The 24,911-nt window shown below is 70.3% G+C and carries 20 protein-coding genes; 8 read left to right on the forward strand and 12 right to left on the reverse strand.

The annotated features are described in order from the left end of the window. Window positions 1-57: 57 nt before the first annotated feature. The 6 genes from H516_RS0109860 to H516_RS0109890 form a co-directional block, all read right to left on the reverse strand. Window positions 58-1,221 (reverse strand): flavin-containing monooxygenase, encoded by a 1,164-nt coding sequence (locus tag H516_RS0109860; protein WP_022889554.1) that lies wholly within the window; start codon window positions 1,219-1,221, stop codon window positions 58-60. 122 nt (window positions 1,222-1,343) lie between these two features. Next, window positions 1,344-2,978: a helix-turn-helix transcriptional regulator gene (locus tag H516_RS0109865; RefSeq protein ID WP_026378641.1), complete on the reverse strand. Its 1,635-nt coding sequence runs from the start codon at window positions 2,976-2,978 to the stop codon at window positions 1,344-1,346. A gap of 63 nt (window positions 2,979-3,041) precedes the next feature. Further along, window positions 3,042-3,365 carry a hypothetical protein gene (locus H516_RS19470; RefSeq protein ID WP_022889556.1) on the reverse strand — a complete coding sequence of 108 codons (324 nt, stop codon included), beginning with the start codon at window positions 3,363-3,365 and terminating at the stop codon, window positions 3,042-3,044. 502 nt (window positions 3,366-3,867) lie between these two features. Further along, window positions 3,868-6,198, reverse strand: coding sequence for a glycoside hydrolase family 3 C-terminal domain-containing protein (locus tag H516_RS0109880; RefSeq protein WP_022889558.1), 2,331 nt, complete (start codon window positions 6,196-6,198; stop codon window positions 3,868-3,870). Next, window positions 6,195-6,983, reverse strand: a complete 789-nt coding sequence (locus tag H516_RS21335; protein ID WP_022889559.1) for a phosphatase PAP2 family protein — start codon at window positions 6,981-6,983, stop codon at window positions 6,195-6,197. Before H516_RS21335 ends, H516_RS0109880 begins: the two co-directional genes overlap by 4 nt. Continuing rightward, on the reverse strand, window positions 6,983-8,299 hold the full coding sequence (locus tag H516_RS0109890) for an MFS transporter (RefSeq protein WP_022889560.1): 1,317 nt from the start codon (window positions 8,297-8,299) through the stop codon (window positions 6,983-6,985). Before H516_RS0109890 ends, H516_RS21335 begins: the two co-directional genes overlap by 1 nt. 95 nt (window positions 8,300-8,394) lie before the next feature. Here H516_RS0109890 and H516_RS0109895 point away from each other — a divergent pair, with 95 nt between their 5' ends. The 5 genes from H516_RS0109895 (at window position 8,395) to H516_RS0109915 (ending at window position 14,637) form a co-directional block, all read left to right on the forward strand. Then, window positions 8,395-8,991 carry a TetR/AcrR family transcriptional regulator gene (locus tag H516_RS0109895; protein ID WP_022889561.1) on the forward strand — a complete coding sequence of 199 codons (597 nt, stop codon included), beginning with the start codon at window positions 8,395-8,397 and terminating at the stop codon, window positions 8,989-8,991. Further along, the gene (locus tag H516_RS0109900) at window positions 8,988-10,193 is read left to right on the forward strand and encodes an ROK family transcriptional regulator (protein WP_022889562.1); all 1,206 of its coding nucleotides are present in this window, start codon (window positions 8,988-8,990) and stop codon (window positions 10,191-10,193) included. Before H516_RS0109895 ends, H516_RS0109900 begins: the two co-directional genes overlap by 4 nt. A 159-nt stretch (window positions 10,194-10,352) precedes the next feature. Next, window positions 10,353-11,666 (forward strand): MFS transporter, encoded by a 1,314-nt coding sequence (locus H516_RS0109905; protein ID WP_022889563.1) that lies wholly within the window; start codon window positions 10,353-10,355, stop codon window positions 11,664-11,666. Window positions 11,667-11,675: 9 nt separating this feature from the next. Beyond that, window positions 11,676-13,304 carry a carboxylesterase/lipase family protein gene (locus H516_RS19480; RefSeq protein WP_022889564.1) on the forward strand — a complete coding sequence of 543 codons (1,629 nt, stop codon included), beginning with the start codon at window positions 11,676-11,678 and terminating at the stop codon, window positions 13,302-13,304. Window positions 13,305-13,395: 91 nt separating this feature from the next. Further along, window positions 13,396-14,637 carry an ROK family transcriptional regulator gene (locus H516_RS0109915; protein ID WP_022889565.1) on the forward strand — a complete coding sequence of 414 codons (1,242 nt, stop codon included), beginning with the start codon at window positions 13,396-13,398 and terminating at the stop codon, window positions 14,635-14,637. Window positions 14,638-14,696: 59 nt separating this feature from the next. On the opposite strand, the gene H516_RS0109920 is transcribed toward H516_RS0109915, so the two are convergent. Together H516_RS0109920 and H516_RS0109925 are read right to left on the reverse strand one after the other, a co-directional pair. Next, a complete protein-coding gene (locus tag H516_RS0109920; protein ID WP_022889566.1) occupies window positions 14,697-15,440 on the reverse strand; it encodes a polyprenol monophosphomannose synthase in 744 nt (247 codons plus the stop codon). Window positions 15,441-15,500: 60 nt separating this feature from the next. Next, complete coding sequence (locus H516_RS0109925; RefSeq protein WP_084620599.1) at window positions 15,501-17,018, reverse strand: peptide MFS transporter; 1,518 nt, start codon at window positions 17,016-17,018, stop codon at window positions 15,501-15,503. 127 nt (window positions 17,019-17,145) lie between these two features. Here H516_RS0109925 and H516_RS0109930 point away from each other — a divergent pair, with 127 nt between their 5' ends. Continuing rightward, window positions 17,146-17,895 carry a DUF4097 family beta strand repeat-containing protein gene (locus H516_RS0109930; protein WP_084620601.1) on the forward strand — a complete coding sequence of 250 codons (750 nt, stop codon included), beginning with the start codon at window positions 17,146-17,148 and terminating at the stop codon, window positions 17,893-17,895. Between the two features lie 71 nt (window positions 17,896-17,966). On the opposite strand, the gene H516_RS0109935 is transcribed toward H516_RS0109930, so the two are convergent. Genes H516_RS0109935 through H516_RS0109950 form a run of 4 tightly spaced genes read right to left on the reverse strand, consistent with a single transcriptional unit; the run spans window position 17,967 to window position 22,184 of the window. Beyond that, window positions 17,967-19,136, reverse strand: a complete 1,170-nt coding sequence (locus H516_RS0109935; protein ID WP_022889569.1) for a glycoside hydrolase family 1 protein — start codon at window positions 19,134-19,136, stop codon at window positions 17,967-17,969. A 40-nt stretch (window positions 19,137-19,176) separates the two neighbouring features. Continuing rightward, window positions 19,177-19,998 (reverse strand): carbohydrate ABC transporter permease, encoded by an 822-nt coding sequence (locus tag H516_RS0109940; RefSeq protein WP_022889570.1) that lies wholly within the window; start codon window positions 19,996-19,998, stop codon window positions 19,177-19,179. Between the two features lies 1 nt (window position 19,999). Beyond that, complete coding sequence (locus H516_RS0109945) at window positions 20,000-20,920, reverse strand: carbohydrate ABC transporter permease (RefSeq protein WP_022889571.1); 921 nt, start codon at window positions 20,918-20,920, stop codon at window positions 20,000-20,002. A gap of 4 nt (window positions 20,921-20,924) precedes the next feature. Further along, window positions 20,925-22,184 carry a sugar ABC transporter substrate-binding protein gene (locus H516_RS0109950; protein ID WP_022889572.1) on the reverse strand — a complete coding sequence of 420 codons (1,260 nt, stop codon included), beginning with the start codon at window positions 22,182-22,184 and terminating at the stop codon, window positions 20,925-20,927. 192 nt (window positions 22,185-22,376) lie between these two features. On the opposite strand from H516_RS0109950, the gene H516_RS19485 reads away from it, so the two are divergent. Next, window positions 22,377-23,057, forward strand: a complete 681-nt coding sequence (locus H516_RS19485) for a TetR/AcrR family transcriptional regulator (protein WP_022889573.1) — start codon at window positions 22,377-22,379, stop codon at window positions 23,055-23,057. Between the two features lie 160 nt (window positions 23,058-23,217). Then, window positions 23,218-24,762 (forward strand): glucoamylase family protein, encoded by a 1,545-nt coding sequence (locus H516_RS0109960; protein ID WP_022889574.1) that lies wholly within the window; start codon window positions 23,218-23,220, stop codon window positions 24,760-24,762. The last annotated feature ends 149 nt before the right edge of the window (window positions 24,763-24,911 follow it).

Here is a 24,911-nt window from a genome sequence, read left to right on the forward strand (position 1 = left end):
ACCGCACACGAGTCGTGTCCGCCCGCTCCGTCGAATCACCGATGCGAGCGCGCACGATCACGCCCGAACCCGGCCCTCTGCGAGCACGACCGGCGCGAGCTGCGGCCGCGGCATCCGCCTCGCGAGGTGGCGCGCGTCGCGGCCGATCCCGGGCAGCGTCGCCGAGAAGAGCGCGTACAGGAACTCGATGCCGATGAAGTACAGCCCCGGAACGGCCTCGACCACGCCGCGGTGATGCAGCGGTTCGCCGTTGTCGTCGAAGGCGGGCAGATCGATCCATCCGAAGTCGTTGCGGTACCCCGTGCACCAGATCACGCTCGACACGTCGCACGACGAGCCGTCGGCGAAGGCCGGACGCCCGTCGCGCACACCGGTGATACGCGGAACGACTCGCACGCCCGCGGCGACGAGGTCTGAGACCTTGGTGCGGATGAGCGGAGCGGCAGCCATCTTCACGGCCGACCTGCGACCGAGCGGGTTCGCCGTCGTCAGCACGTGCAGCCCCACGAATCGGATCACCGGGTAGAAGAAACGTGCATTCGCGCGGTTCGGACGCACCGGGGGCTGGGCGCTCGGCCTTCCCGCGATCAGGGTCTCGTGCGACGCGGCGATCTCGCGGGCGATCTCGGCGCCGGAATTGCCGATCCCGACGACGAGCACCGGGCCCGCGGGCAGCTGAGCCGGGTTGCAGTAGTCGCTCGAATGCAATTGGTCTATCTCGTCGCCGAGTCGCTCGGCGAGGCCGGGCACCTTCGGCGCCTGACACCCGCCCGTCGCGACGACGACATTGTGCGATTCCCAGCTGCTGGCGCCGGAGGTGGTCACGAAGCGGTCGCCGTCGCGCCGCAGCCCGTCCACCCGCACGCCGCTGCGCACCGGGAGCCCCCGGGATGCGGCGTATTCCTCGAGGAACGCGGCGAGCTCGTCTTTGGCGGGGAACGCGAACGGGTCGCCGGGGAAGGGCATCCCCGGCAGGCCGTCGTAGCGGGCCGGCGTGTTCAGCCGCAGCGAGTCCCACCGCTGTCGCCAGGAGTCGCCCACCCGCTGCGCTGCGTCGAGGATGACGAAGAGACGCCCCTGGCGAGCCAGTTCGGCCCCCATCGCGAGCCCCGCCTGCCCGCCGCCGATGATCACGGTGTCGACGAACTCGGTGCTGCCGGTGCTGTCGGTGCTGTCGGTGCTGTCGGTGCTGTCGGTGCTGTCGGTGCTGTCGGTGCGCATTTCGGGCCTCCGTCATGCGATGGTGCGAATTGATGTATGCATGACCGTAGAAGCCGCGAGCGCCGCCCGCATCGGACGAATTCCCCATCCTGCACGCGGGAGCAAACGGCCCCGGCGGCGTCTCACACCAGGGCGTGCTCGTACGCGTGGGCCGTCAGCGCCGCCCGCGAGGCGAGGCCGAGCTTGACGAACACGTTGCTGAGATGGTGCGCCACGGTCTTCTCGCTGAGGTAGAGCTCGCTCGCGATCGCACGATTCGTCTTGCCGGCGGCGACGAGTCGCACCACCTCGACCTCGCGTGCGGTCAGTGGGCCGAACGCGGCGTTCGAGATCGAGCGAGCGAGCGCGTCCAGCCGGGTGAGGTCGACTGCCGCTCCGAGTTCGGCGAACGCGGTACGCGCAGCATCGAATTCCATCGAAGCGGATGCCTCGTCGCCGAGTGCGCGGCATGCCCGGGCCGCGAGCACCCGGCATCGGGCGGCCTCGTAGGGGACGTCGAGTTCATGCCAGGTCGCCCACGCCCGGCGCAACCGCTCGAGGGCGTCTCGCGCAGCGCCCTCCTCGAGCAGCACTGCACCTTCGGCGGCGTCGACGACGGCCCGGAGCATCGGTTTCGGGGCGACCGGGAGCGTCGCGATCAGCTCGTCGACGGCCCGGCGGGCGGCGGCGAGGTCGTGCATCGCGAGCGAGATCTCGATCATCGCGGGAAGCAATCGCCGCCGGTCGGCCGGATCGGCGTCCACCATCGCCTCACGGATCAACGACTGCGCGGAGCGCGCCCTGCCCTGCGCCAACCGGAGCAGCGCGAGTCCGGGCTCGGGCGGGTATCCCGTCTCGCTCGCATGACGGTACGACTCCTCGGCCGCGGCGCCCTCGCCGCGCAGGCGCTGGATCTCGCCCTGCTCGTACCACGCCCCGTAGAAGGCGTCGCGATTGCCGCGGCGCGCACGCGCGAGTGCCGCGGTCGCCGCCTCGAACGCGTCCTGCCAGGCACCATGCAGACGAAAGAGCGCCGCGCGCTGTGCGTGGCACTGCCCGCTGAATGCGACCATGTCGGGTTGGGCACGGCACCAGTGATCGAAGGCGAACGTCCATTCCCGCGCCCTGCTGAAGTCGAAGGCGACCTGACAGAGCCCGATGACCTCGCAATAGGCGATTCCCGACGGCACTGGTGAGAGTTCGCCGGCCGTGACCGCCACCATCACCTCGTCGATGAGCGCGAATCCGGCTTCGGACTCGCCGCGAGCGATCTCGATCTCGCCGAGCCCCATTCGCGCGAGAGCGACCGCGTCACGATCCTCGAAGCGCTCGCCGAGCGCGAGGGACCTGCTGAACATCTCCCGGGCAGTCGACTGGTCCCCGCCGTACAGGGCGCCGAGCCCCTGCGGAATGAGCAGCAATCCACCGACCGACTCGGCCTCGCCGCCCGCCCCGACGATGCGCTGGGCGCGCGCGATCCAGCCGCCCGCACGCGCGAGCTCGCCCTCGTCCTGCAGGTGCATGCCGATCCACACCGCGGCCCGCGCGGCGGCCGCGTCGTCGCCCTGACGCAGGAACGCCTCGTGCGCCCGGGTCGCCGTCTCGATTCCCGACACGTCACCGATGAGGATCGCCGCGGTCGCGAGCTGCGAGATCTGCTCGGGACCGAGTTCGATCTCGGCATCCGCGTCGGCCTCGGTCAGCGCGTCGAAGGCCTCGCGCCACCGCTGCCCGGCGAAGGCCTCGAGTCCGCGTTCGAGTGCGCGTGCAGACGTCATGGCACCTCCGTGGCGGCGCACCTGGCTCGGCAGCTCGCGGTGCACCCGCCGGATACGGTCAAGCTACCCCCGGTGCCTGGTCGCGGCAAGCCCGCCCCTCGTCGTCCCGCGGGAGACGAACCGACGCCGGGTTCCGCCCCAGAGGAGGAACCACACGAACATGAGGCCGCACGCGGCGAGGTAGAAGGAGTGCAGGAACCAGACGGGCCCGAAGGGCAGGCTGAACACGTAGACCGAGTACACGACGTTGCCGAGATTCGTGATGGCGAGGTTGCCGAGGCTGTACGACGAGAGGTCCTTGGTGCGCGCCGCCTTCACCAGCATGGGCAGGTAGCTCATGGCGAAGAGGCCGGTCGAAACGACGCCGGCGATCACGGCGACATCCATGACACCGAAGGTACGGAGCGCGGGGCGGTCCCGCATCGGGAGAAGCACCCATCGTGCGGATGCCACGACGAGGACGATTCCGAGCCGAACGGCGCACGACGTGGGTGGTCTGTCGTCCCGTGGAGTGGGGCGACTCGCTCGACGCGGGCTTGCGGCCGCCCGTCCCTTCGCGTCCCGGCGCCTCCGGCGCGACCTCGCGGTCGCCCACACCCGGCACCCGACTCGTCGCCGTCCGAACGACGCCGATCCTCGCGCGGTGACCACGACCCGTCACGCACTACGTCACTGATTCGCCTCTGGTATCACTCCCAGCGGACACGCCTATCAGGACCTACGTCACTGATTCGCCTCTGGTATCACCCCGGTGGACACACGCCTGCCGCGGACTACGTCACTGATACCACCGACGAATCAGTGACGTAGTCCGCCGAGGCCGCACCTGCCCTTCCGGCGCGGCGAAACGACCGGGCAGAGCGACGCCCGCCCGCCCGGGCAGGGCGAGCTACCGTGCGCCGTCGGCGCCGTTCGCCGCGTCGAGGAGCTGCTGGATCTGGTCGGGCGTGACCGGCACTCCCGGGAACCCGGCGAGCTTGCCGATCGGGAACGACGCCATCATCTTCTCGAGACCGTCGGCGTCGAAGATGTCGGTGTCGGCCATGCCGGCCGCGAACGACCCCATCGCCTGCATCACGATCGGCCCGGCGATCGGGTCGGCCGCCACCTCGGCGATCGACGACCCGAGCGAGAGCGGGAGGCGCACCGTGTCACCGGCCACCTCGGCCGTGGCCGACAGGCGCACGTCGCGGCTCGACGATCCCACCTCGACCGTGTATTCGCCGCCCTCGACGATCCAGCGGTCGACCCGGAGATCCCAGTAGGCGAGATCCTCGCGGCGCACCGTGATCTCCACCTCGCGCGACTCGCCCGCGGCGAGCTCGACCGAGGCGAAGCCCTTGAGTTCGCGAGGTGCACGCTGCACCGCCGAAGCCGTGCGGCCCGTGTACACCTGCACGACCTCGCGGCCCGCGCGCGAACCGGCGTTCGTCACGGTGACGCGCACGACGAGCCCCGAACCGGGCCCGCCGGGCCCCGCCGCCTCGACCTCGAGCCCCGAGTACTCGAACGTCGTGTACGAGAGTCCGTGCCCGAAGGGGTACCGCACGGCGGCGTCGCGGGCGTCGTACCAGCGGTAGCCGACGAAGAGCCCCTCGCCGTAACGCACATGCCCGAACTCGCCCGGGAACTCGAGGAACGCGGGGGTGTCCTCGAGGCGCAGCGGGATGGTCTCGGCGAGCCGGCCCGAGGGGTTCACGGCACCGTAGAGCACGTCGGCGATGGCGCTGCCGCCGGCCTGCCCGCCGAGCCAGCCCTCGAGGATCGCGGGCACGTCGTCGGCGAACGGCAGCTCGACGACGCCGCCGCCCGCGAGCACGACCACGACGTTCGCATTGGCGGCCACGACGGCGTCGAGCAGGGCGAGCTGCTCGACCGGCAGCCGCAGGTTCTCGCGGTCGAAGCCCTCCGACTCGTACGAACCCGGCAGGCCGAGGAAGAGCAGCACCACGTCGGCGTCCGCGGCGGCGGTCACCGCGGGCTCGACGAGCCCCGCGGCATCCGAACCGTCGATCATGAAGCCCGGCGCGAACGACACCCGCTCGGCGCCCGCCACCTCGATGACGGCGTCGAGCGCGTTGTCGAGGCGGGTCGGATTGATGAGCGAGGAGCCGGCGCCCTGGTAGCGCGGGGTGCGTGCGAACTCGCCGATGACGGCGACCCGCGTTTCGGCGGCGAGCGGCAGGATGGCGTCGTCGTTCTTGAGCAGCACGGCGCCGCGCCCCGCGGCCTCGCGGGCGAGGGCGTGGTGCGCGTCGGCGTCGTAGGTTTCGACAGGCTCAACCGACGACGAACGAGCCCCGGCCACCGCCTTCTGCACGAGTTCGACGACGCGGCGGGCGCCGAGCTCGAGCGCCTGCGCGTCGAGCGAACCGTCGGCGACGGCGGCGACGAGCTTCGCCGCCGAGCGGCCGTCGTTCGAGGGCATCTCGAGGTCGAGGCCGGCCGGCAGGCCGACGACACGGTCGTTCACGGCCCCCCAGTCGCTCACGACGAGACCCTCGAAGCCCCACTCCTCGCGCAGCACCGAGGTCAGCAGCCACGGGTCCTCGCTCGTGTAGACGCCGTTGAGCCGGTTGTACGAGCACATGACCGTCCACGGCTGGGCGTCTTCGACGACCCGCTGGAAGCCGCGCAGGTAGATCTCGCGGAGCGGCCGCGGGTCGACGTCGCTCGACGCGCTCATGCGGTCGTGCTCCTGGTTGTTCGCGGCGAAGTGCTTGAGCGAGGCGCCGACCCCCTGCGACTGCAGGCCGGTGACGAGCGCGCTGCCGAGCACACCCGACACGATCGGATCCTCCGAGAGGTACTCGAAGTTTCGCCCGCACAGCGGCGAGCGTTTGATGTTGATGCCCGGGCCGAGCAGCACGCCGACGCCTTCGGCGCGGGCCTCCTCGCCGAGGGCGCGGCCGACGCGCTCGAGCAGCTCGGGGTCGAACGTCGAGCCGAGGGCGACCGCGGGCGGGAAGCACGTCGCGGGCACGCTGTCGCCGATGCCGAGGTGGTCGGCGCTGCCCTTCTGCAGTCGCACCCCGTGCGGGCCGTCGGTGAGCACGATCGCCGGGATCCCGGCGCGCTCGACGGCCTGCGTCGTCCAGAAGCTCGCGCCGCTCGTGAGCGCCGCCTGCTCCTCGAGGGTGAGCTCGGCCACGATCTCGGCGGCGCCGCGCGCGGCGAAGGTCGTGGCGTCGGCAGCGGTCGGTTCGAGGGTGTCGGTCATGTTGCTCCTTCGTTCGCCGGCGCGACGGTCGTGCGCCGGAAGAGGGGTCTGCCGTCGTCCTTCGCGAGCAGTGTCGCGAAGAGCCACCAGACGATGAGGGTCGCGCTCGCTCCCCCGATGACGCCGACGACGGCGTCGGAGAACCAGTGCGCGTTGATGAGGGTGCGCTGCCAGATCATGCCGACCGCGATGAGGCCGCCGACGATCCACCACCAGCGACGCATCGCCGCGGGCAGGATCGCCGCGACCGCGACGAGCAGGATGCCCGCGCTCACCGCGTGCCCCGAGGGGAACGAGCCGTGGTCGACCGAGAACAGCGGACCGGACAAACCCGCCGCAAGGTCGTCGGCCGGTCGGGGGCGGTCGACGAGGTTCTTCACGAGCTGGGAGACGAGGAGCGTGCCCCCGAGCTCGGCCGTGATGAAGAACAGCGCCGACCGCCAGCGGCGGATCACGAACAGCCAGATCGGGATGAGGAGGATCGTGAGGACGGCGCCGGGCAGTTCGCCGAGGTACTGGAAGAACATCGGCAGCGCCCAGGCCTCGCCGCCGGTGCCGGGCACGAGCCCCACGAGGGCGCGCCAGGCGTCGTCGAACGGCTGGGTGAACGGCGCGTCGACGTTCTGCGCGACGGCGAAGGCGAAGGCGAAGGCGACGAAGACGACGAGCCCCGCGATGCCGGTCACGAGCAGCGCGCGCGGCCGCGTCTGGCGGGATGCCTCGCCGGCCTCGGCCCCGAGCGGCACGGATGCCGACGCAGCAGTGGTGTCCGTGGCATCCGCCATCACTTCACCGCCTTGATCGGCCAGACCGCGAACGCGCCGATCACCGAGAGCACGATGCCGACGGGGAACAGCGCGGCGTAGCCGAGCGTGAGCACGATCGCGCCCGCGACCCCCGGAGCGAGGGTCTGCGGCAGGGTCGCCGCGATGTTCACGACGCCGAGGTCCTTCGCGAACGACTTCGCCGACGGCAGCACCTCGCTCATGAGCGCGGTGTCGACGGCCTGGAACATGCCGAAGCCGATGCCCGAGATGAACGTCATGATCATCCAGGCGGTGAGGTCGGGCCACATCCACGGCACGACGAGCGCGAGACCCGTGACGATCGACGACGCGAAGACGAAGGGCTTGCGGCGACCGACCCGGTCGGACAGCGGACCCGAGACGATGGTCGAGATCAGGATGCCGACGAGGCTGATGAGCCCGAGCATCGGGATGACCTCACCGGGCTTCTCGACGCCGAAGTAGTCGGTCAGCAGGAAGAACTGGAAGCCGGTGACCGCGAAGTAGCCGGTGTAGAGCAGCAGTCGCCCGGTGAACGCCCAGAAGAAGTCGGGGTGCTCGACCGGGTTCACCCAGAAGGTGCGGAGGAAGTCGACGAACCTGAAGGGCTCGGGCTCGAGGTCCTTCGAGGAGTGGTCGGGGTTGAAGACGACGAACAGGCTGAGGACCACGAGCGAGATCACCGCGAAGGTGACGTAGCCCGCGGCGATGGAGCCGAGGAACATCGATCCGACGACCTGGCCGCCGAGCGCGCCGACCATGAGGCCGATCCCCGAGAGCGCGGCGAACGTGCCGCGACGGCTGCGGGGCACGCGGTCGGGCATGACCGCACTGAGCGGGCCCTGCGCGATGTTGTACGCGATCTGTACGAGGCTCCACGCGATGATGACGCCGACGAGGCTGTTCGCGAACGCGAGACCGATCAGCGCGAGGCCGCCGGCGAGCGAGCCGATGATGATCCACGGGGCGCGACGGCCGAACCGCGAGCGGGTGCGGTCGGAGACCTGACCCGCGATCGGCTGGGCGAGCATCGAGCAGAACGCGCCGATCGTCGCCACGATCGTGAGGTTCGCGACCTTGTCGGCCTCGCCGAAGAGGGAGGCGATCTGCGCCGGCAGCAGGAGGCCGGGGACGGCGCCCCAGATCATGTAGATGCCGAGGTTGGCGGGGATGATCCAGCCGAGCAGGCGTCGGACGCCCGTGATCGGGGCAGGCGGGTCGTCGGTGCCCGCGGCCGCTTCGATGAAGGCGGCCGCGTCGTCGGGTTCGTCGGGGCGGAGGTCGGTGGCGGGTTCGGGGGTTGACGCCGTTGTCATCTGGGGGATCCTTCTCGAGCGGCCTCGCCGATGAGACCGAGTTCGAAAACCATACGCCACTCGGTTTTGCTTGGCAAGCAACTACCATTGCAGACATGGCACGACGAGGTTCGTACGCGAAGGGGATCGCGAAGCGGGAGGAGATCCTCACCGCGGCGCTCGAGGTCATCGCCCGAAACGGCTACGGTCGCGCGTCGGTGCGCGAGCTCGCCGAGGCCGTGGGCCTCAGCCAGGCGGGCCTCCTGCACTACTTCTCCTCGAAGGAGGAGCTGTTCGCCGAGATCCTCCGCAAGCGCGACGAGGTCGACCGCGACACGATCGCGGCGGCCCACGCCGACCACGAGCTCGGCGTGCTCGACGGATTCGTGGAGGTCGTCCGCCACAACATCGACGTGCCCGGGCTCGTGCAGCTCTACGTACGGCTGTCGGCCGAGGCGACCGAGCCCGAGCACGCCGCCCGTCCGTTCTTCGACGAGCGTTTCAGGGCGTTCCGAGAGATGGCCGCGGAGGGAATCCGCGAGCGTCAGCGCGAGGGCGGCCTGCCCGCCGAACTCGACCCCGGTCGCGTGGCGACGATGCTGCTCGCCCTCGCCGACGGGCTGCAGACCCAGTGGCTCATGGACCCGTCGATCGACATGGCGGCGCACATCGAGGAATTCATCGGCATCCTCGGCCGGCCGGCCGCGCCATGAGCTCGCTCGCGAGCGCCGACGTGCGCCGGCACAACCTCGCGCTCATCGCGACACGTCTCGCCGAAGTCGGGGTCGCCTCGCGCAGCGACCTCGCCGATGCCACCGGGCTCGCCCGCGGCTCGGTGACGGCGCTGGTGCGGCGACTCGAGGCCGATGGCCTCGTGCGCGAGACCGTGCAGGTCGCCGCCGAGGGCAAAGGCCGGCCGCGCACGATGCTCGAGCTCTCGGCCGATCACCTGGCGATCGTCACGCTGCTCATCGACGCCGACCATGCGGCGGCGGTCGCCTCGACGCTGGGCGGCCGTCGGCTGGCTCGCGTCGAACGCCGTCACGGACGACCGATGGGCGACCCCGCCCGGGTGCTCGACGTGGCGGCGCAGGCGCTCGACGCCGTGGTCGGCGAAGTCGGCGAGCGCAAGATCGCCGAGGTCTCCGCGGTGGTCTGGGCACCCGTCGGCGGCGACCCGGCGATCGTGCTCGCCGACACCGACCTGGGCTGGGGCACCGTCGACCTCCTCGCGCTGCTCGCCGAACGCTCGCCGGGGTTCGCGTCGCTGATGCAGGCCGGCCGTGCCCGCCTCGTCGCCGACACGCAGGTGGCGGCGCTCGCCGAGCACGCGGCCGCCGGGCGGCCGAGCGAGCTCGTCTACCTCAAGAGCGACTCGGGCATCGGCGGCGCGGTCGTCGTCGCCGGCCTGCCGCTCGACGGCAGCCATCACCTGGCCGGCGCGCTCGGGCACCTGCCCGTCGTTCCGGGCGGGGCGCCGTGCGCGTGCGGCCAGCACGGGTGCCTCGTCACGGTCGCCGGGCCCGATGTGCTGCTCGAGCGGGCAGGGCTGTCGGAGCTCGCTCGAGACGACGGCCTGACCGCAGCCCTCGACGAGTTCGTGCGACGAATCCGCGCGGGCGAGCCCGCCGCGGTCGACGCCTGGGAGGCCGGTGCGGCCGAGCTCGCCCGCACCCTCCAGATCGTGACCCTGACGGTCGACCCCGCGCTCATCGTCGTCGGCGGTTACCTCGCGGCCCTCGCCGACGACCTGGGCGATCGGCTCGCGAAGATCCAGCCGAGCGTCGAGCAGGCCTTCCTCACGGCCCCTCCGATCGTCGGGAGCCTGCTGGGGCGCGACGCCGCGCTCATCGGCGCCGAACGGGCCGCGATCGCGCGGCTGCTCGCCGACCCCACGACACTCGCCCGGGCCTGACGCGGAGCCGCGCGACCCTGCATCGGCGCACGCGCGTCCCGATATAGTTCGAGACTTGAATTTAACCCCGCTTCGCGTCACACTGAAGCCGAACACCACTCGGTATTCATGCCTGCACCTTCCCCGACGACCACGGACGTCTCGACGATGAGGAGCCCCATGTCACTGCAACCGCCCCTGCCCGACCCCACGACGGAGGTGGCACCGACCGGTGTCATCTCGGCCACCGCGCCCGTTCCGGGCGAACCGCCGCAGAGCCCGCCGCCGACCAAGCGCACCCTGCCCGGCATCCTGCTCGTGGCACTCACACTGTTCGCCACCTACGCCGGTCTCATCGCCATCCTGCTTCCGATCCAGGTCGCCATGATCGACGAGGCGAACAAGGTCACCAACCTCGGCATCATCATGACCGTCTCGTTCGTCTTCACGCTCTTCGCCCAGCCGATCGTCGGCGCGATCAGCGACCGCACCCGTTCACGCCTCGGCCGCCGTGCCCCCTGGATGGTCGGCGGCGCGCTCATCGGCGGCGTCCTGCTGTTCGGCATGGGCTTCCTCGACTCGATCCTCTGGCTCACGATCTTCTGGGTGCTCGTCCAGGTCTCGCTGAACGCCGTGCAGGGTCCGCTGTCTGCGATCACCCCCGACCGCTTCCCGCGCGACAAGCGCGGCGTCGCGAGCGCGATGTTCGGTCTCGGCATGCAGATCGGTGCGACGCTCGGCATCGTGCTCGCCGGGCAGTTCGCGACGAACTTCGGCGTCGGCTACTCGGTGTTCGGCGTCATCGTGATCGTCGTCACCGTCGCCTACGTCGTCATCGACCGCGACTGGTCGTCGAAAGAGGCCGCGGTCGCCCCGTGGAGCTGGAGGGCGTTCTTCGCCGGATTCTGGGTGAGCCCGAAGAAGCACCCCGACTTCGCCTGGGCGTTCACGGCCCGATTCCTGTTCATGCTCGGCTACTTCGTCGTCACGGCGTACGGGCTCTACATCCTGACCGACTACATCGGCATGTCGCTCGCCGACGCGGCGGGAGCGCAGGCGACCCTGACGCTCGCCGGGCTCGTGCCGACGCTCGTCGCGGTCACGATCTCGGGCTGGTGGAGCGACAAGATCGGCCGGCGCAAGGTGTTCATCTACGCCTCGTCGGCGATCATGGTCGCGAGCCTCGCCTTCCCGCTCTTCATGCCCGACATGACCGGCATGCTCATCATGAACATCATCATCGGCTTCGGGTTCGGGTTCTACATGTCGGTCGACACCGCACTCATGACCGAGGTGCTGCCCGGCGGCGGCAAGGACGCCGGCAAGGACCTCGGTATCCTGAACATCGCCACCAACATCCCCCAGGCCATGAGCGCAGCGGTCGCCGCCCTCATCATCAGCGCCCTCGGCGGGTACGCGATGCTGTTCGTCTTCGCCATGGTCTTCGTCTTCATCGCCGCGATCGCCGTGGCCCCGATCAAGAGCGTGCGTTAGGAGCAACACATGTCGCACACCCCCGTCCAGCCCGGCACGAGCACCGAGCAGGATGCCTCGGCGGCATCCCCGTTCGTCGAGGTCGACACCCTCGCGGGCCGCGTGCGCGGCCGGTGGCGCCCGACCGTGCGCCACGCCGGCGACGCGGCCGGAGGCCGCGGTGCGGAGAGCTCGGCAGCGTTCCTCGGCATCCCGTTCGCCGAGGCGCCCGTCGGTGAGCTGCGCTTCGCCGCTCCCGTGCCGAAGGCGCCGTGGGCGGGGGTGCGCGACGCGCTCGAGTTCGCACCGACGGCGCAGCGCGGCGACCCGGGAGTCACGCTCATCCCCGAGCCGAGCATCGAGGGCGACTCGACGCTCAACGTGAACGTCTTCACGCCGAACCCCCGAACGGTCGCGCCGGGCACGGCCGAGGCGCTGCCGGTGCTCGTCTGGATCCACGGCGGCGGCTACTTCGCGGGCTCCCCCGCGAGCCCCTGGTACGACGGCCGCAACTTCAACCGCGACGGCGTCGTCACCGTGTCGATCTCGTACCGGCTCGGCTTCGACGGCTTCGGCTGGATCGCGGATGCCCCGTCGAACCGCGGCGTGCGCGACTGGCTGCTCGCCCTCGAGTGGGTGCAGCAGAACATCGCCGCCTTCGGCGGCGACCCCTCGCGGGTCACGATCGCCGGCCAGTCAGCGGGCGGCGGCGCCGTGCTGACGCTCCTCGGCATGGAGGCGGCGCAGCACCTCTTCCACGGTGTCTACGCCATCTCGGGGGCGACGGCCGACGTCGCACCCGAGCGCGCCGAAGCGCTCGCAAGCAAGATGGCCGGCGAGCTCGGCGTCGAGCCGACCCTCGCGGGGTTCCGCTCCGTCGACGAGGAGCGACTGCTCGAGGCGCAGAAGACGGCGACCGCCCCCAGCGGCTCCGACGCGATGAACGAGATGCTCGAGCTCGGCCTGCCGCTCGGCCCGACGATCGACGGCGATCTGCTGCGACGCCCGACGACCTGCTCGCTGACGGCCGGCGTCGGAGCCGACAAGCCGCTCGTACTCGGGGCGACCGACGACGAGTTCGCGATGGCGCTCATGAACGCGCCGAAGCTGCTGCGGTTCGTGCCGAAGTCGAAGCTCCTGAAGAAGTCGGGCCTGTCGAAGCAGGTCGCCCGCGACTACCTCGCGGCCAACCGCGCGGTCGCGAAGCACGGCAACGCCAGGCTGCTCGGCCGGCTCATCACCGACCGCATGTTCAAGGTGCCGATGCTGCGAACGGTCGCCGCCCGCGCGACGGCCGCGGGCACCGCAGACGTGGGCGGTGCGGGCCCGGTTGGCGCGGCCGGGCGCACCGTCGCCGCCGGCACCTGGCTCTACCGCTTCTCATGGCCGAGCGGCACGTTCGGCTTCGCCGAGCACTGCCTCGACGTGCCGTTCTTCTTCGACTGCCTCGACGGGCCGGCCATGGTTCCGCTCGCCGGCCCGAACCCGCCGCAGGCGCTCGCCGACGAACTGCACGCCGCCGCGGTCGCGTTCATCGCGAGCGGCGACCCGGGCGCCGGGTGGCCGAGATGGTCGGATGCCACGCGCGCGACCCGGGTCTACCACACCCCGTCGCACATGGTGGACGACGGCTTTGCAAGCGTCCGCCCGCTGCTGTGAACCTCGCCCGCGCATCGGCCGTGCCCGCGATACGAGGTGTCCCCCGAACGGGGTACGTGACCGCACGTCCCGAGCCGAGCATGCTTACGACATGACCGCGGCCGGCGAATCCTCCGTACCCACCACCACCGGACCGCTCGACGAGGTGCACCGGGCGCAGTCGGCCCGCCTGCTCGACCACCTCGTCGTCCACGGGCCGGCGACCCGCTCCGAACTCGCCTCGGCGACGGGCCTCGGGCGCGGCACCATCGCCGGGCTCGCCTCGCGCCTGCTCGACGCGGGCGTGCTGCGCCCCGGCGGAACGGCGGCCTCGGGCGACGGTCGCACCGCACCGCTCGCGCTGACCGCCGCCGACCGGGTGCTCGTCACCGCGATGCTCACTCCCGACGAGGCCGTCGCCACCGTCGCCGGGCTCGGCGGCGACGAGATCGCCCGGTTCGTCGAACCGCTGATCGATGCCGGCAGCGGCTTCGCCGACCCGCTCGAGCTCCTCGCACTCGTGCTCACCCGCGCCGTGGCCAGGGCGCAGCGCGGGGAGCACCCCGTCGCCGACCTCACCGTGCTCGTCGACGGCGCCGTCGTCGGGCGCCCCTCGGTCGTCATCGCCGACGCACGCATCGGCAGCGAACCCGTCGACGTGCTCGCGGCGCTGCGGAGCCTCGCCCCGACGCTCGCCGAACTCGAACCCGGGTTGTCGCTCCCGATCACCCTTCAGAGCGCGGCCGCGGCGGCCGCGTCCGCCGAACACGCCGAGCTGCCCGGCATCGACGAACTGCTCTACATCGCGGGCGACGATTCGGTGACGGCCGCTGCGATCGCGGGCGGTCGCCCGCTCACGGGAGCCCACGGTCTCGCGGCCACCTTCGCGCACCTCCCGGTCGTGCCCGGCGGCGCACGCTGCACCTGCGGACAGCTCGGCTGCCTCGCCACGGTCGCGGCCCCCGAGCTCGTGCTCGAGCGCGCCGGCCTCACCGAATACGCCGCCGCCCGCGGTCGCGCCGCCGCCCTCGCCGAACTCGTCGAGCGCGTCGCGGCCGCCGACGACCGGGCGCGCTGGTCGTGGCTCGACGCCGCGCACTGGATCGGCCGTGCACTGCAGCTCGTCGTCCCGACGCTCGACCCGTCAGCGGTCATCGTCGGCGGCTACTGGGGCGTCCTCCTCGGCGACATCGATGCGGCGTTCCGCGCGAACCGGCCGACCATCGGCGGCGGTGCGCTCGAGGCGATCCCGACGCTGGCTCCCGCCCGGCTCGGCCCGGGCGCCGTGTTCGCAGGGGCCCGCCGTCAGGCGCGCGAACGACTGGTCGCCGAGCCGTCGCTGCTCGCCGGCTGAGCACGGCGCGCCGCTTGTTGCGCGCGACAGTCCCGGCTGCGCGCGACCGACACGGCGTCTCAGCGCGGGGTGCGCCGGAACCGGCTCGCGATGCCCCATGCGGTGACGTGCAGCATCGCCTCGACGACGATGCCGAAGCTCATCTTCGACCGCCCGCGCTCGCGTTCGACGAAGGTGACGGGCACCTCGGCCACGGTGAGCCCCGCCTCGCGGGCACGCCACAGCATGTCCACCTGGAATCCATACCCGCGCGTGTGCACGTCTTCCAGCCGGATGCGTCGCAGCGCGTCGGCGCGGAACGCCCGGTACCCCGCGGTCGCGTCGCGGGTCGGCAGCCGCAGCACCCAGCGGGCGTACGCGCTGCCGCCGCGCGAGAGCAGTTGCCGACGTCGGGGCCAGTTCTCGATCGATCCGCCCGCCACCCAGCGCGAGCCGATCACGAGGTCGACGGGCTCGCCCGCGGGGTCGCTGCCCGCGAGCGCGACGAGCAGCGACGGCAGCTGTTCGGGCTGGTGGGACCCGTCGGCGTCGAGCTGCACGACGGGGTCGAACCCCTGCGCGAGCGCCCACTCGAAGGCGTCGAGGTAGGCGGCGCCGAGGCCCTCTTTCCCTCGGCGGTGCAGCACCTGCACCGCCGAGTCGCCCGCCGCCAGTTCGTCGGCGATCGCCCCGGTGCCGTCGGGCGAGGCGTCGTCGACGACGAGCACCGAGGCATCCGGAACCGCCGTGCGCACCCTCGCCACGATCGCGGCGAGGTTCTCACGTTCGTTGTACGTGGGGATCACCACGAGCGGTCGGGACATCCCCAGAATCGTAACCGGGTTTCGGGATGTCGCCGCGCTCCATCTCGACCCGCGAAGAGGTCAGCGCACGCCCGCCATGAGCTTCAGCACGCCGCGGCTGCCGAGCGCGAGCGCGCCGCCGAGCACGATCGCGATGCCGCCGAGCACCCCGAAGTAGGTGGCCTGGTTCACGACCGTGTAGAACTCGGCGAGCAGGCCCGCGATCGCCGTGCCGAGCGCGACCGAGAGGAAGAACAGCGCCACCATCTGCGTGTGGAACCGCTGCGGCGCGAGCTTCGTCGCGACCGACAGCCCCACGGGCGAGAGCAGCAGCTCGGCGACGGTGAACACGAACAGGATCAGCACCATCCAGAGCAGCGGTGTCGAGGCCTCGCCGCCACCGGCGAACGGCAGGAACAGCAGGAACGCGAGCCCCATGATCGCCGTGCCGAGCGCGAACTTGATCGGCGTCGACGGCTGCCGGTCGCCGAGCTTCGTCCAGATCGCGGCGAAAACGCCCGACAGGATGATGATGAAGATCGGGTTGATCGACTGCACCCACGACACCGGCATCGTCCAGCCGAACAGGTCGCGGTTCAGCTGTTCGTCTGAGTAGATCGTGAGCACGGTGAACTGCTGCTGGTAGAGCGACCAGAACGCGACGCTCGCGATGAACAGCGGAATGAACGCGTACACCCGGCTGCGCTCGGTCGTGGAGATGTGCCGGCTCGCGAGGATCACGATGAAGTACGCGACGGCCGCGACGACCGTTCCGCCGATCACCCAGGTCACGAGGTTCGTCGCGGTGACGAGCCCGGTGAGCACGAGCACCGCGATGACGATGACGGCTGCGACCGCGACGCCGATCACGAGACCGATGCGGTCGCGCGGCAGTGGGTTGGGCACCACGGATGCCTCGGGCGGCAGTTTCTTGCGGCCGAACGAGTACTGGATGAGTCCGAACGCCATACCGAGGGCGGCGAGCCCGAACCCCCAGTGGAAGCCGAGCGTGGTCTGTGCGAGCCCCGTGAGGATCGGCCCGAGGAAGGCGCCGAGGTTGATGCCGAGGTAGAAGATCGAGAAGCCGGCATCGCGGCGCGGGTCATGCTCGGAATACAGCGTGCCGACGACGCTCGTCGCGTTCGCCTTCAGCCCGCCCGAGCCGAAGGCGACGAGCACGAGCCCGACGCCGACGCCCCAGAACCCCGGGAGGAACGCGAGGGCGAGGTGCCCGGCCATGATGACACTCGCGCTGTAGAAGAGCACGCGTTCGCTGCCGAGCAGCCGGTCGGCGATCCACGCGCCGAGGATCGTCGAGAGGTAGACCGTGCCGCCGTAGGCGCCGACGATGCCAGCTGCGGCGGTCTGGTCCATGCCGAGCCCGCCGTCGGCGGTCGAGTAGTAGAGGTAGAGCAGCAGGATGCCCTGCATGCCGTAGAAGCTGAACCGCTCCCACATCTCGACGCCGAAGATGTGGACCAGCGGCCGCGGCTGCCCGAAGAATCCGTGGTCACCCCGGGTGTCGCGCTCGCCACCGTCGCCCACGCCCGGCTCCGGTGGCCCGTACTCCCCCGGGGCAGGTTCGGTGACACTGCCCATGGGGGTCACCTTACTCCCCGTCGCCATCCCCCGACCGGATCCGGGGGTGAGCCCCCGTTCCCGCGCCGGGAGGGCTGGTTAGCATCGGTCGTGGGGGCGGAAGCACCCGATCGCAAGGGGGAGCATCATGACTCGAATGACGCGCACGGGCCGGACGATCGCGATCGTCGCGATCGCAGCCGCCGCCACGGCGGCGACGAGCGGATGCGCCTGGCTCGCGCCGACCGAGCGGTTCAGCGACGACGCCACCCTCGACGGGCCGGTTCGGTCGATCGAGATCGATCACCCCGAGGGTCGCGTGACGATCGAGGGCGTCGAAGGCGCCTCGTCGATCGCGGTGTCCCGCACGGTGTCGTATCGCGGCGATCGGGAGGTCGGCGAGACGACCGAGATGCACGGCGAGGTGCTCGTGCTCGGCGGATGCGGGCGCGACTGCTCGGTCGACTACACGGTCGAGGTCCCGATCGGCGCGGACGTCAGCGGGGCGACCTCGAACGGAGCGATCACCCTCACCGGCGTCGACGACGTCAACGTCGAGACGAGCAACGGACGGATCGAGCTCGACGACGTCACCGGAGAGATCGAGGCGAAGACGAGCAACGGACGCATCGAGGGCCGCGGGCTGAGCGGCCGCGGCGTGTTCGCCTCGACCTCGAACGGCGCGATCGAGCTCCGCCTGGCGACACCGCAGGACGTCGAGGCGCGCACCTCGAACGGTTCGATCGACGTCGCCGTGCCGACCGCCGAAGCAAGCTATCGGGTCGAGACCGACACTTCGAACGGTTCGATCGACGTCGACATCGACGACCTCGCCGACGGCGAGTTCCTGCTCGATCTCTCGACCTCGAACGGCGCGATCACCGTCGTCGGGCGCTGACCCCGAGGCTACGCGCTGGGACTGGCCGGACGAAAGGCCGACACGGGCAGGCAACCGAGCTACCGCGCGGCTCACCCATCGATCAGCCTGCCCGAACGCGCGACCTCGCCCAGCCAGGCGAGGCTCGGTTTCGGCCGCCGTTCGAAGGTCAGCGGATCCCAGCCGATGAGCCCGAAGGTCGGCCGGAAACTGCCCCACTCGTAGTTGTCGAGCGCGCTCCAGTGCAGGTACCCGCGCACGTCGATGCCGTCGGCCATGCACGCGGCGATCGTCTCGAGCGCCCCGCGCGTGTAGTCGATGCGCCGGGCGTCGTCGGCGGTCGCGATGCCGTTCTCGGTCACGTAGACCGGAAGGCCGTTGCGGGCCCACGAGTTGCGGATGCCGTCGCCGATCGCCGGCGGGTAGTACTCCCATCCGGTAAGCGTGCGCTCGGCGCCCTCGGGAATCGGGAGCGGACCCTCGGCACCGATCTTCGTCCGCGTGTACGCCTGTACCCCGACCCAGTCGTCGCCGGATGCCGCGTCGAGGAACACGTCCTCGCGCGAGCGCCCGTAGTCGGCAGCGACCTGCTCGGCCCCGGGTTCCGGCTGATACGCCTGCGTGGCGACCGACCAGCCGGCCTTGCCGCCGATGCCCTGCACGAGCTCGACGGCGCGCTTGTGCGCCGCGATCAGCCGGTCGGTCACGTGCGGCACGCCCGGCGGCAGCCCGATCGACGGGAAGCCGACCTCGGGGTCGGCGAGCACCGAGACCATGTTCGGCTCGTTGATGGTGCACACGAGGTCGACGCCGACGATCACCGGGAGTGCGGCCTCGACGAACCGGGTGAAGCGATCGACCGAGGCATCCGTCAGCCAGCCACCGGCCTTCGCGAACCAGATCGGATTCGTGAAGTGGTGGAGCGTGACCATGGGCTCGAGGCCGAGCTCGCGCGCGGTGTCGACCATGCGCCGGTAGTGGTCGATCATCGCCCGCGAGACGAAGCCCTCTTCGGGTTCGATGCGTGCCCACTCGACGCTGAACCGGTAGGAGTTGAGCCCGGCGTCGGCCAGCAGCGCCATGTCTTCGGGGTAGCGGTGGAAGCTGTCGGCGGCGTCTCCCGACGGTGCTTCGACGGGCGCGCCGGACAGGTGCCCGTGCTCGCGCTGCCACCAGTCTGAATTGATGTTGTTGCCCTCCACCTGGTGCGCGGCGGTCGAGGCCCCCCAGAGAAAGCCGTCGGGGTAGCGGATGTCTGCCATCCAGGTCTCCTTGCTTCTTGTTTCTTGCCGGCCGGAGCCGTCACTTGATTCCGGTGAGGGCGATGCCCTGCACGAAGTAGCGCTGCAGCACCACGAATATGAGCAGCACCGGAACGACGACCACGACGGCGCCCGCCATCATGAGGCCGTACTGCGCCGCGTTCTGGCCCACCGAGTAGAGCGCGAGCGCCACCGGGAGGGTGTACTTGTCCTCGGTCGTCGCGACGACGAGCGGCCAGAGGAAGTTGTTCCAGCTGCCGAGGAAGGTGAGGATCGTGAGCGTCGCGACCGCGGGGCCGCAGAGCGGCATGATCACCCGCAGGAAGATGCGCCACTCCCCCGCCCCGTCGATGCGGGCCGCCTCGATGATGTCGTCGGGCAGGCTCAGCATGAACTGGCGCATGAGGAAGACCCCGAGCGGCGTGATCAGGAACGGCAGGATCAGGCCCGGATACGAGTTCACGAGGCCGAGGTTCGCGGTGAGCACGAACAGCGGCACGAAGGTGACGACGCCCGGCACCATGAGGGTCGAGAGCACGACCGCGAACAGCAACTTCTTGCCACGGAACTCGAGCTTCGCCAGCGCGTAGCCCACCATCGACGAGAACACGATGTTGCCGGCCGTCACGAAGAACGCCACGATGATGCTGTTCGTGAAGAACGCCGTGAAGTCGAGCCGGCCGAACAGCTGCGCGTAGTTGTCGAGCGTCGGATCGATCGGCCAGAAGTTCGTCGGGTACTGCCGGATCTCGGCGGTGGTCTTGAACGAGCCGAGGATCATCCACACGAACGGCATGACCATCGCGACCAGACCGAGCACGAGCACGACGTAGAGCCACCAGCGGGTGCGAGTGCGAGTCATGTCAGTCCTTCCTTCCGAGGAAGCGGAACTGGATGAGCGAGAGCACCACGATCGCGAGGAACAGCACGTAACTCGCGGCCGAGGCGTACGAGTAGTTGCCGAAGCCGAACTGGTTGTAGGTGTACATCGCCGTCGAGAGGGTCGAATCGAGCGGGCCGCCGCGCGTCATGACGAACGGCTCCTCGAAGAACTGCAGGTAGCCGATGCCGGTGATCACGGCGGCGAAGAGCAGGGTCGGGCGCATGGCCGGCAGCGTGATGCTGCCGAAGCGTTGGAACGCGTTCGCACCGTCGACCATCGCGGCCTCGTGGTGCTCCTTCGGCACGCCCTGGAGGCCGGCGAGGAAGATCACCATGAGGGTGCCGATGTTGCGCCACACCGCCATGAGGATGAGCGAGGGCAGCGCCCAGGTCGTCGACTGCAGCCAGTCGGGGCCGGTGATGCCGAACCAGCCGAGGAAGGCGTTGAGCAGGCCGTCGGGCTGGAGGATGAACCGCCAGACGATCGCGATCGCGACGATGCTCGTCACGACCGGCGCGTAGTAGCCGACCCGGAAGACGGTGCGGAACTTCGAGATGCCCGTGTTCAGCGCGAGCGCCACGGCGAGCGCGAGCGCCATCGTGAGCGGGACCCCGACGAGCACGAACGCCGCGGTGTTCAGCAGCGAGCGGAGGAACCGTGGGTCGTCGAAGAGCTTCGCGTAGTTCTCGAAGCCGACGACGTTCACGTTGAACGGCGTCTGCAGGTCTCGTGTCGTGAGGTCGGTGAAGCTCATGAAGAACGACGCCACGATCGGGCCGGCCATGAAGACGAGGAAGAGGATCACGAATGGGGCGGCGAAGCCCCAGGCGATCAGGGTGGTGCGTCGGCTCCGACGCGACGCGCGAGCGCGCGTCGGAGCCGACGGGGTGAGTGCGACCATGTGACTAGAAGCCGGTGCCGATCGACTCGGCCTGCGACTGCATGGTGGCGAGCGCGTCCTCGACGCTCGTCTCGCCGCGGGTCACCTTCTCGAGTTCCTGGTCGATGACGGCCGAAACCTGCGCCCAGGTCGGGATCGCGGGCGGCGCCTTGGCATCGAGGAGCTGCTCGCCGAAAACGCTGAGGTACGGGTCGTCGGTGAAGGCCTCGGCCTCCCACGCGGCCTCGACGCTCGGCATGACCGCCGCGATCTCGTACCAGGCGACCTGGGTCTCGGGCTCGGTCAGCCAGCGCACGAACTTCCACGCGGCATCCCGGTTCGCGGCCTCATCGAACACCGCCAGGTTGCCGCCGCCGGTGAAGCTGGTGCGGCTGTCGGCGCCGGGCACCACTGAGAGGGCGAACTTGTCGGCGAACTCGGGGCCGCCCTGGTCGAGCAGGATGCCGGTGTGCCACGGGCCACTGTAGAACGCCCCCAGCTCGCCGCTGATGAACTTCTGCTCGAGCTCGCCGCCCTCGAGGCGCACCGGCTCGGCGAGGCCCTCCTCGAAGAAGCTCGCGTAGTACTCGAACGCCTCCTGCCATGCCGGGCTGTCGAGGGTGAAGGTCTCGCCGTCGGGGTCGAGGATGTCGCCGCCCTGCTGCCAGGCGAACGGCGAGATCGACTGCCACGAGTCGAACCCGCCGGGCGGGAGCGAGAGCCCAGAGGTCGCGCCCTGCCCCTGCAGCGCCGTCACGAACGAGGTGAGCTCCTCCCACGTCTCGGGCGCCTCGACACCGGCCGCTTCGGCCAGGTCGGTGCGGTAGTAGAGCACGCGGGTGTCGACGTACCACGGCACGCCGTAGGCGACGCCGTCGACGACGGCGGTGTTCCAGGAGCCGTCGAAGAAGTCGCCCTCGTCGACGAGGCCCTCGGGCGTCGGCTCGAATGCGCCGGTCGCGCCGAACTCGCCGACCCAGGTCGTGCCGAGCATCGAGATGTCGGGCGTCTTGCCGCCGGCGATGGCGGTCGCGATGCGATCGTGCGCGCCGTCCCACGGCACGGCGGTGACGTCGATCGTGACGTCGGGGTTCTCCTCTTCGAACTTGGCGGCGAGCTCGCTCAGCAGCTCGCCCTCGTTGCCCATCGCCCAGATCTCGACGGTGCCCGTGGCGGGCTCGTCGTTGATCGCGCCCTTGCTCTCGGCGTCGCCTCCACCTCCGCCGTCACCGCGCCCGCAGCCGGTCAGCACGATCGCGCTCGCGGCGACGACCGCGCCGGCCATCGCCACCCGTCGCAGGGGTCGGTGTGATCTCCATCGATTCATCGGTTCGGCCTCCATTGGTCGCTGTCCGCCTTCCAGCGGATTCTCGTCTGTTGCAGGTGTCCGTGGCGAATCCCGCCCGGTCGACTCACACCATACTCATAAAACCTTGCAGGCGATAGGTTTTTGTTTCGCATGCGATAGATTCATGGCATGGGCGAGGGAGACACCACAGCCGAGATCGCGGCGCGCGAGGCATCCGACCCTCGCACGGGGCGACGGGCGCGACGGGGAAGCTATGCGAAGGGCCAGGCGAAGCGTCAGGAGATCGTCGACGCGGCGCTCGTCGTCTTCGGGCGCAGCGGATTCCACAGCGGGTCGCTGAGGGAGATCGCCAAGCGCGTCGATCTCACGCCGGCCGGGCTCATGCACCACTTCTCCGGCAAAGAGGAGCTCTTCACCGAGGTGCTTCGCCAGCGTGACGCGCGGGTCCAGGCCGCCGCCGGCGACGTCTCCGAGCTCACCCTGCTCGAGCAGGTGCGCAAGGTCGTCGCCTACAACCAGACGACTCGCGGCCTCACCTCGCTCTATACCGTGATCTCCGCCGAGGCGACCGACCCCGCCCATCCCGCTCACGCGGAGTTCGCGCGCCGGTACGCCGAGAACGCCACAGGCACCCGCGACGTGCTGGCCGACGCGCAGCGCGACGGGCTGATCCGCGCCGACATCGACACGGCCCACGCGGCGCGGCTCATCTCCGCCGTCATGGACGGCCTGCAGCAGCAGTGGCTGCTCGACCCGTCCGTCGACATGACGGCCGCCTTCGACGAGTTCGTCCGCGGATACCTCCTCGACCCGGTCGGCAACGATCACGCCGGCCCCCCCGAGAGCTGACGCGACACCGACGCGACCCGGCATCGCCGGGTCGCGTCGTGAGCGCGCTGCGGCGTGCGCACGACGCCGAACACGGTCGATCAAAACCTTTCGCACGTTAGGTATTCGTGTCATACTCGCCGCACGCGTTCCCGCCGGGAACCATGACGAAGGAGTCACCATGCGATCGAGTCTCCGCGCGCTGATCGGCGTCGCGTTGACGGCGGCACTGCTCGTGCCGCCGACCGCCGCATTCGCGGGAAACCGCGGAAGCAAGGCCGACGACGACACGCTCAAGCGCTACGCGTCAGACACCTGGGCCTCGCTCACCGCGATGACCGACCCCGACACCGGGCTGGTCGCCGACAACATCGAGGGCGACCTCACCGCCGCGAGCGGGTACACGAGCCCGACGAACATCGGCGGGTACCTCTGGTCGACAGTGGTCGCGCGAGACCTGCACCTCATCACCCGCAAGGAGGCGCGCCAGCGGATGTCCCTGACGCTCGACTCCCTCGCGACGATGGAGCGCCATGAGCCGAGCGGCATGTACTACAACTGGTACTCGCCGGCCGACGGCTCGAAGCTCACGACCTGGCCCTCGAGCGGCAGCGCGGTGGACCCCTTCCTCTCGACCGTCGACAACGGCTGGCTGGCGGCCGCGCTTCGCGTCGTGGCATCCGCCGAACCGAAACTCGCCGACGAGGCATCCGCTCTCTACGAGAGCATGGACTTCGGATGGTTCCACGACCTCGAGGCGCGCCCGGACGTCGGCATCAACCGCGGTGGCTTCTGGGTCGAGGCCCCTGCGGGCTGCTCGGTGCCCGGCAACTACGGCGACGACGGGCCCGACGTCTTCTACACCTGCCATCACTACGACACGACCGTGAGTGAGTCGCGCATCGCGACCTACCTCGGCATCGCCAACGGGCAGATCCCCGCCGAGGGGTACTACGGCACGCTCCGCACGATGCCCGACCGGGGCTGCGACTGGGCCTGGCAGGAGCAGAAGCCGAGCGGTGAGATGCGCGAGTATCTCGGCGTGCCCGTGTACGAGAGCGTCTACGAGTACCGCGGCATGAAGCTCGTGCCCGCGTGGGGCGGCAGCATGTTCGAAGCGCTCATGCCCGACCTGTTCGTGCCCGAGTCCGACTGGGGCGCCGACTCGTGGGCGGTCAACCACCCCGCGACCGTGCGCGCCCAGATCGAGCACGGGCTCGACGAGGCCGAGTACGGCTACTGGGGCTTCTCGCCGGCCTCCGACCCGTTCGCGGAGTACCGCGAGTACGGTGTCGAGGCGATCGGCATCAGCTCAGACGGGTACGCGAGCGACGTCGAGCGCACGAACGTCGACGGCGGCTACGAGGGATGCCGCGAGGCGACGAACCCGACGCCCGACTTCGGCGACGGCGTGGTCACCCCGCACGCCGCGTTCCTCGCACTGCCCTATGCGAAGCGCGAGGTGCTCGACAACCTCGCCGGGCTCGAGCGCGACCTCGGCGCCTACGGCCCGGGCGGGTTCTACGATTCGGTCGCCGTCGGCAGCGGCACGATCGCCGAACGCTACCTGAGCCTCGACCAGTCGATGATCATGGCCGCGATCGGCAACGAGCTGAAGGACGATCGACTGAAGGACTACTTCGTCGACGACGCGTTCACGGCAACGGTGCGGCCACTGGTGGAAGCACTCGAGTTCGGCTCCGAGCTGCCGTCGTCGGCTGACTGAAGCATCGCGTCGGACCGTATCGAGGCCGCAGGCAACTCGATACGGTCCGCCGCGGCATCCTGCCCGAGTACATCTGATGTTCTGCTCCTTGCCCAGCCGACATGCGCCCCACCCAGGCGCTCGCTTTTGACGGAAGAGAGCGGATCTGA

Origin of the sequence: Agromyces italicus DSM 16388, assembly GCF_000421545.1 — a bacterium.
Lineage (GTDB): Bacteria > Actinomycetota > Actinomycetes > Actinomycetales > Microbacteriaceae > Agromyces > Agromyces italicus.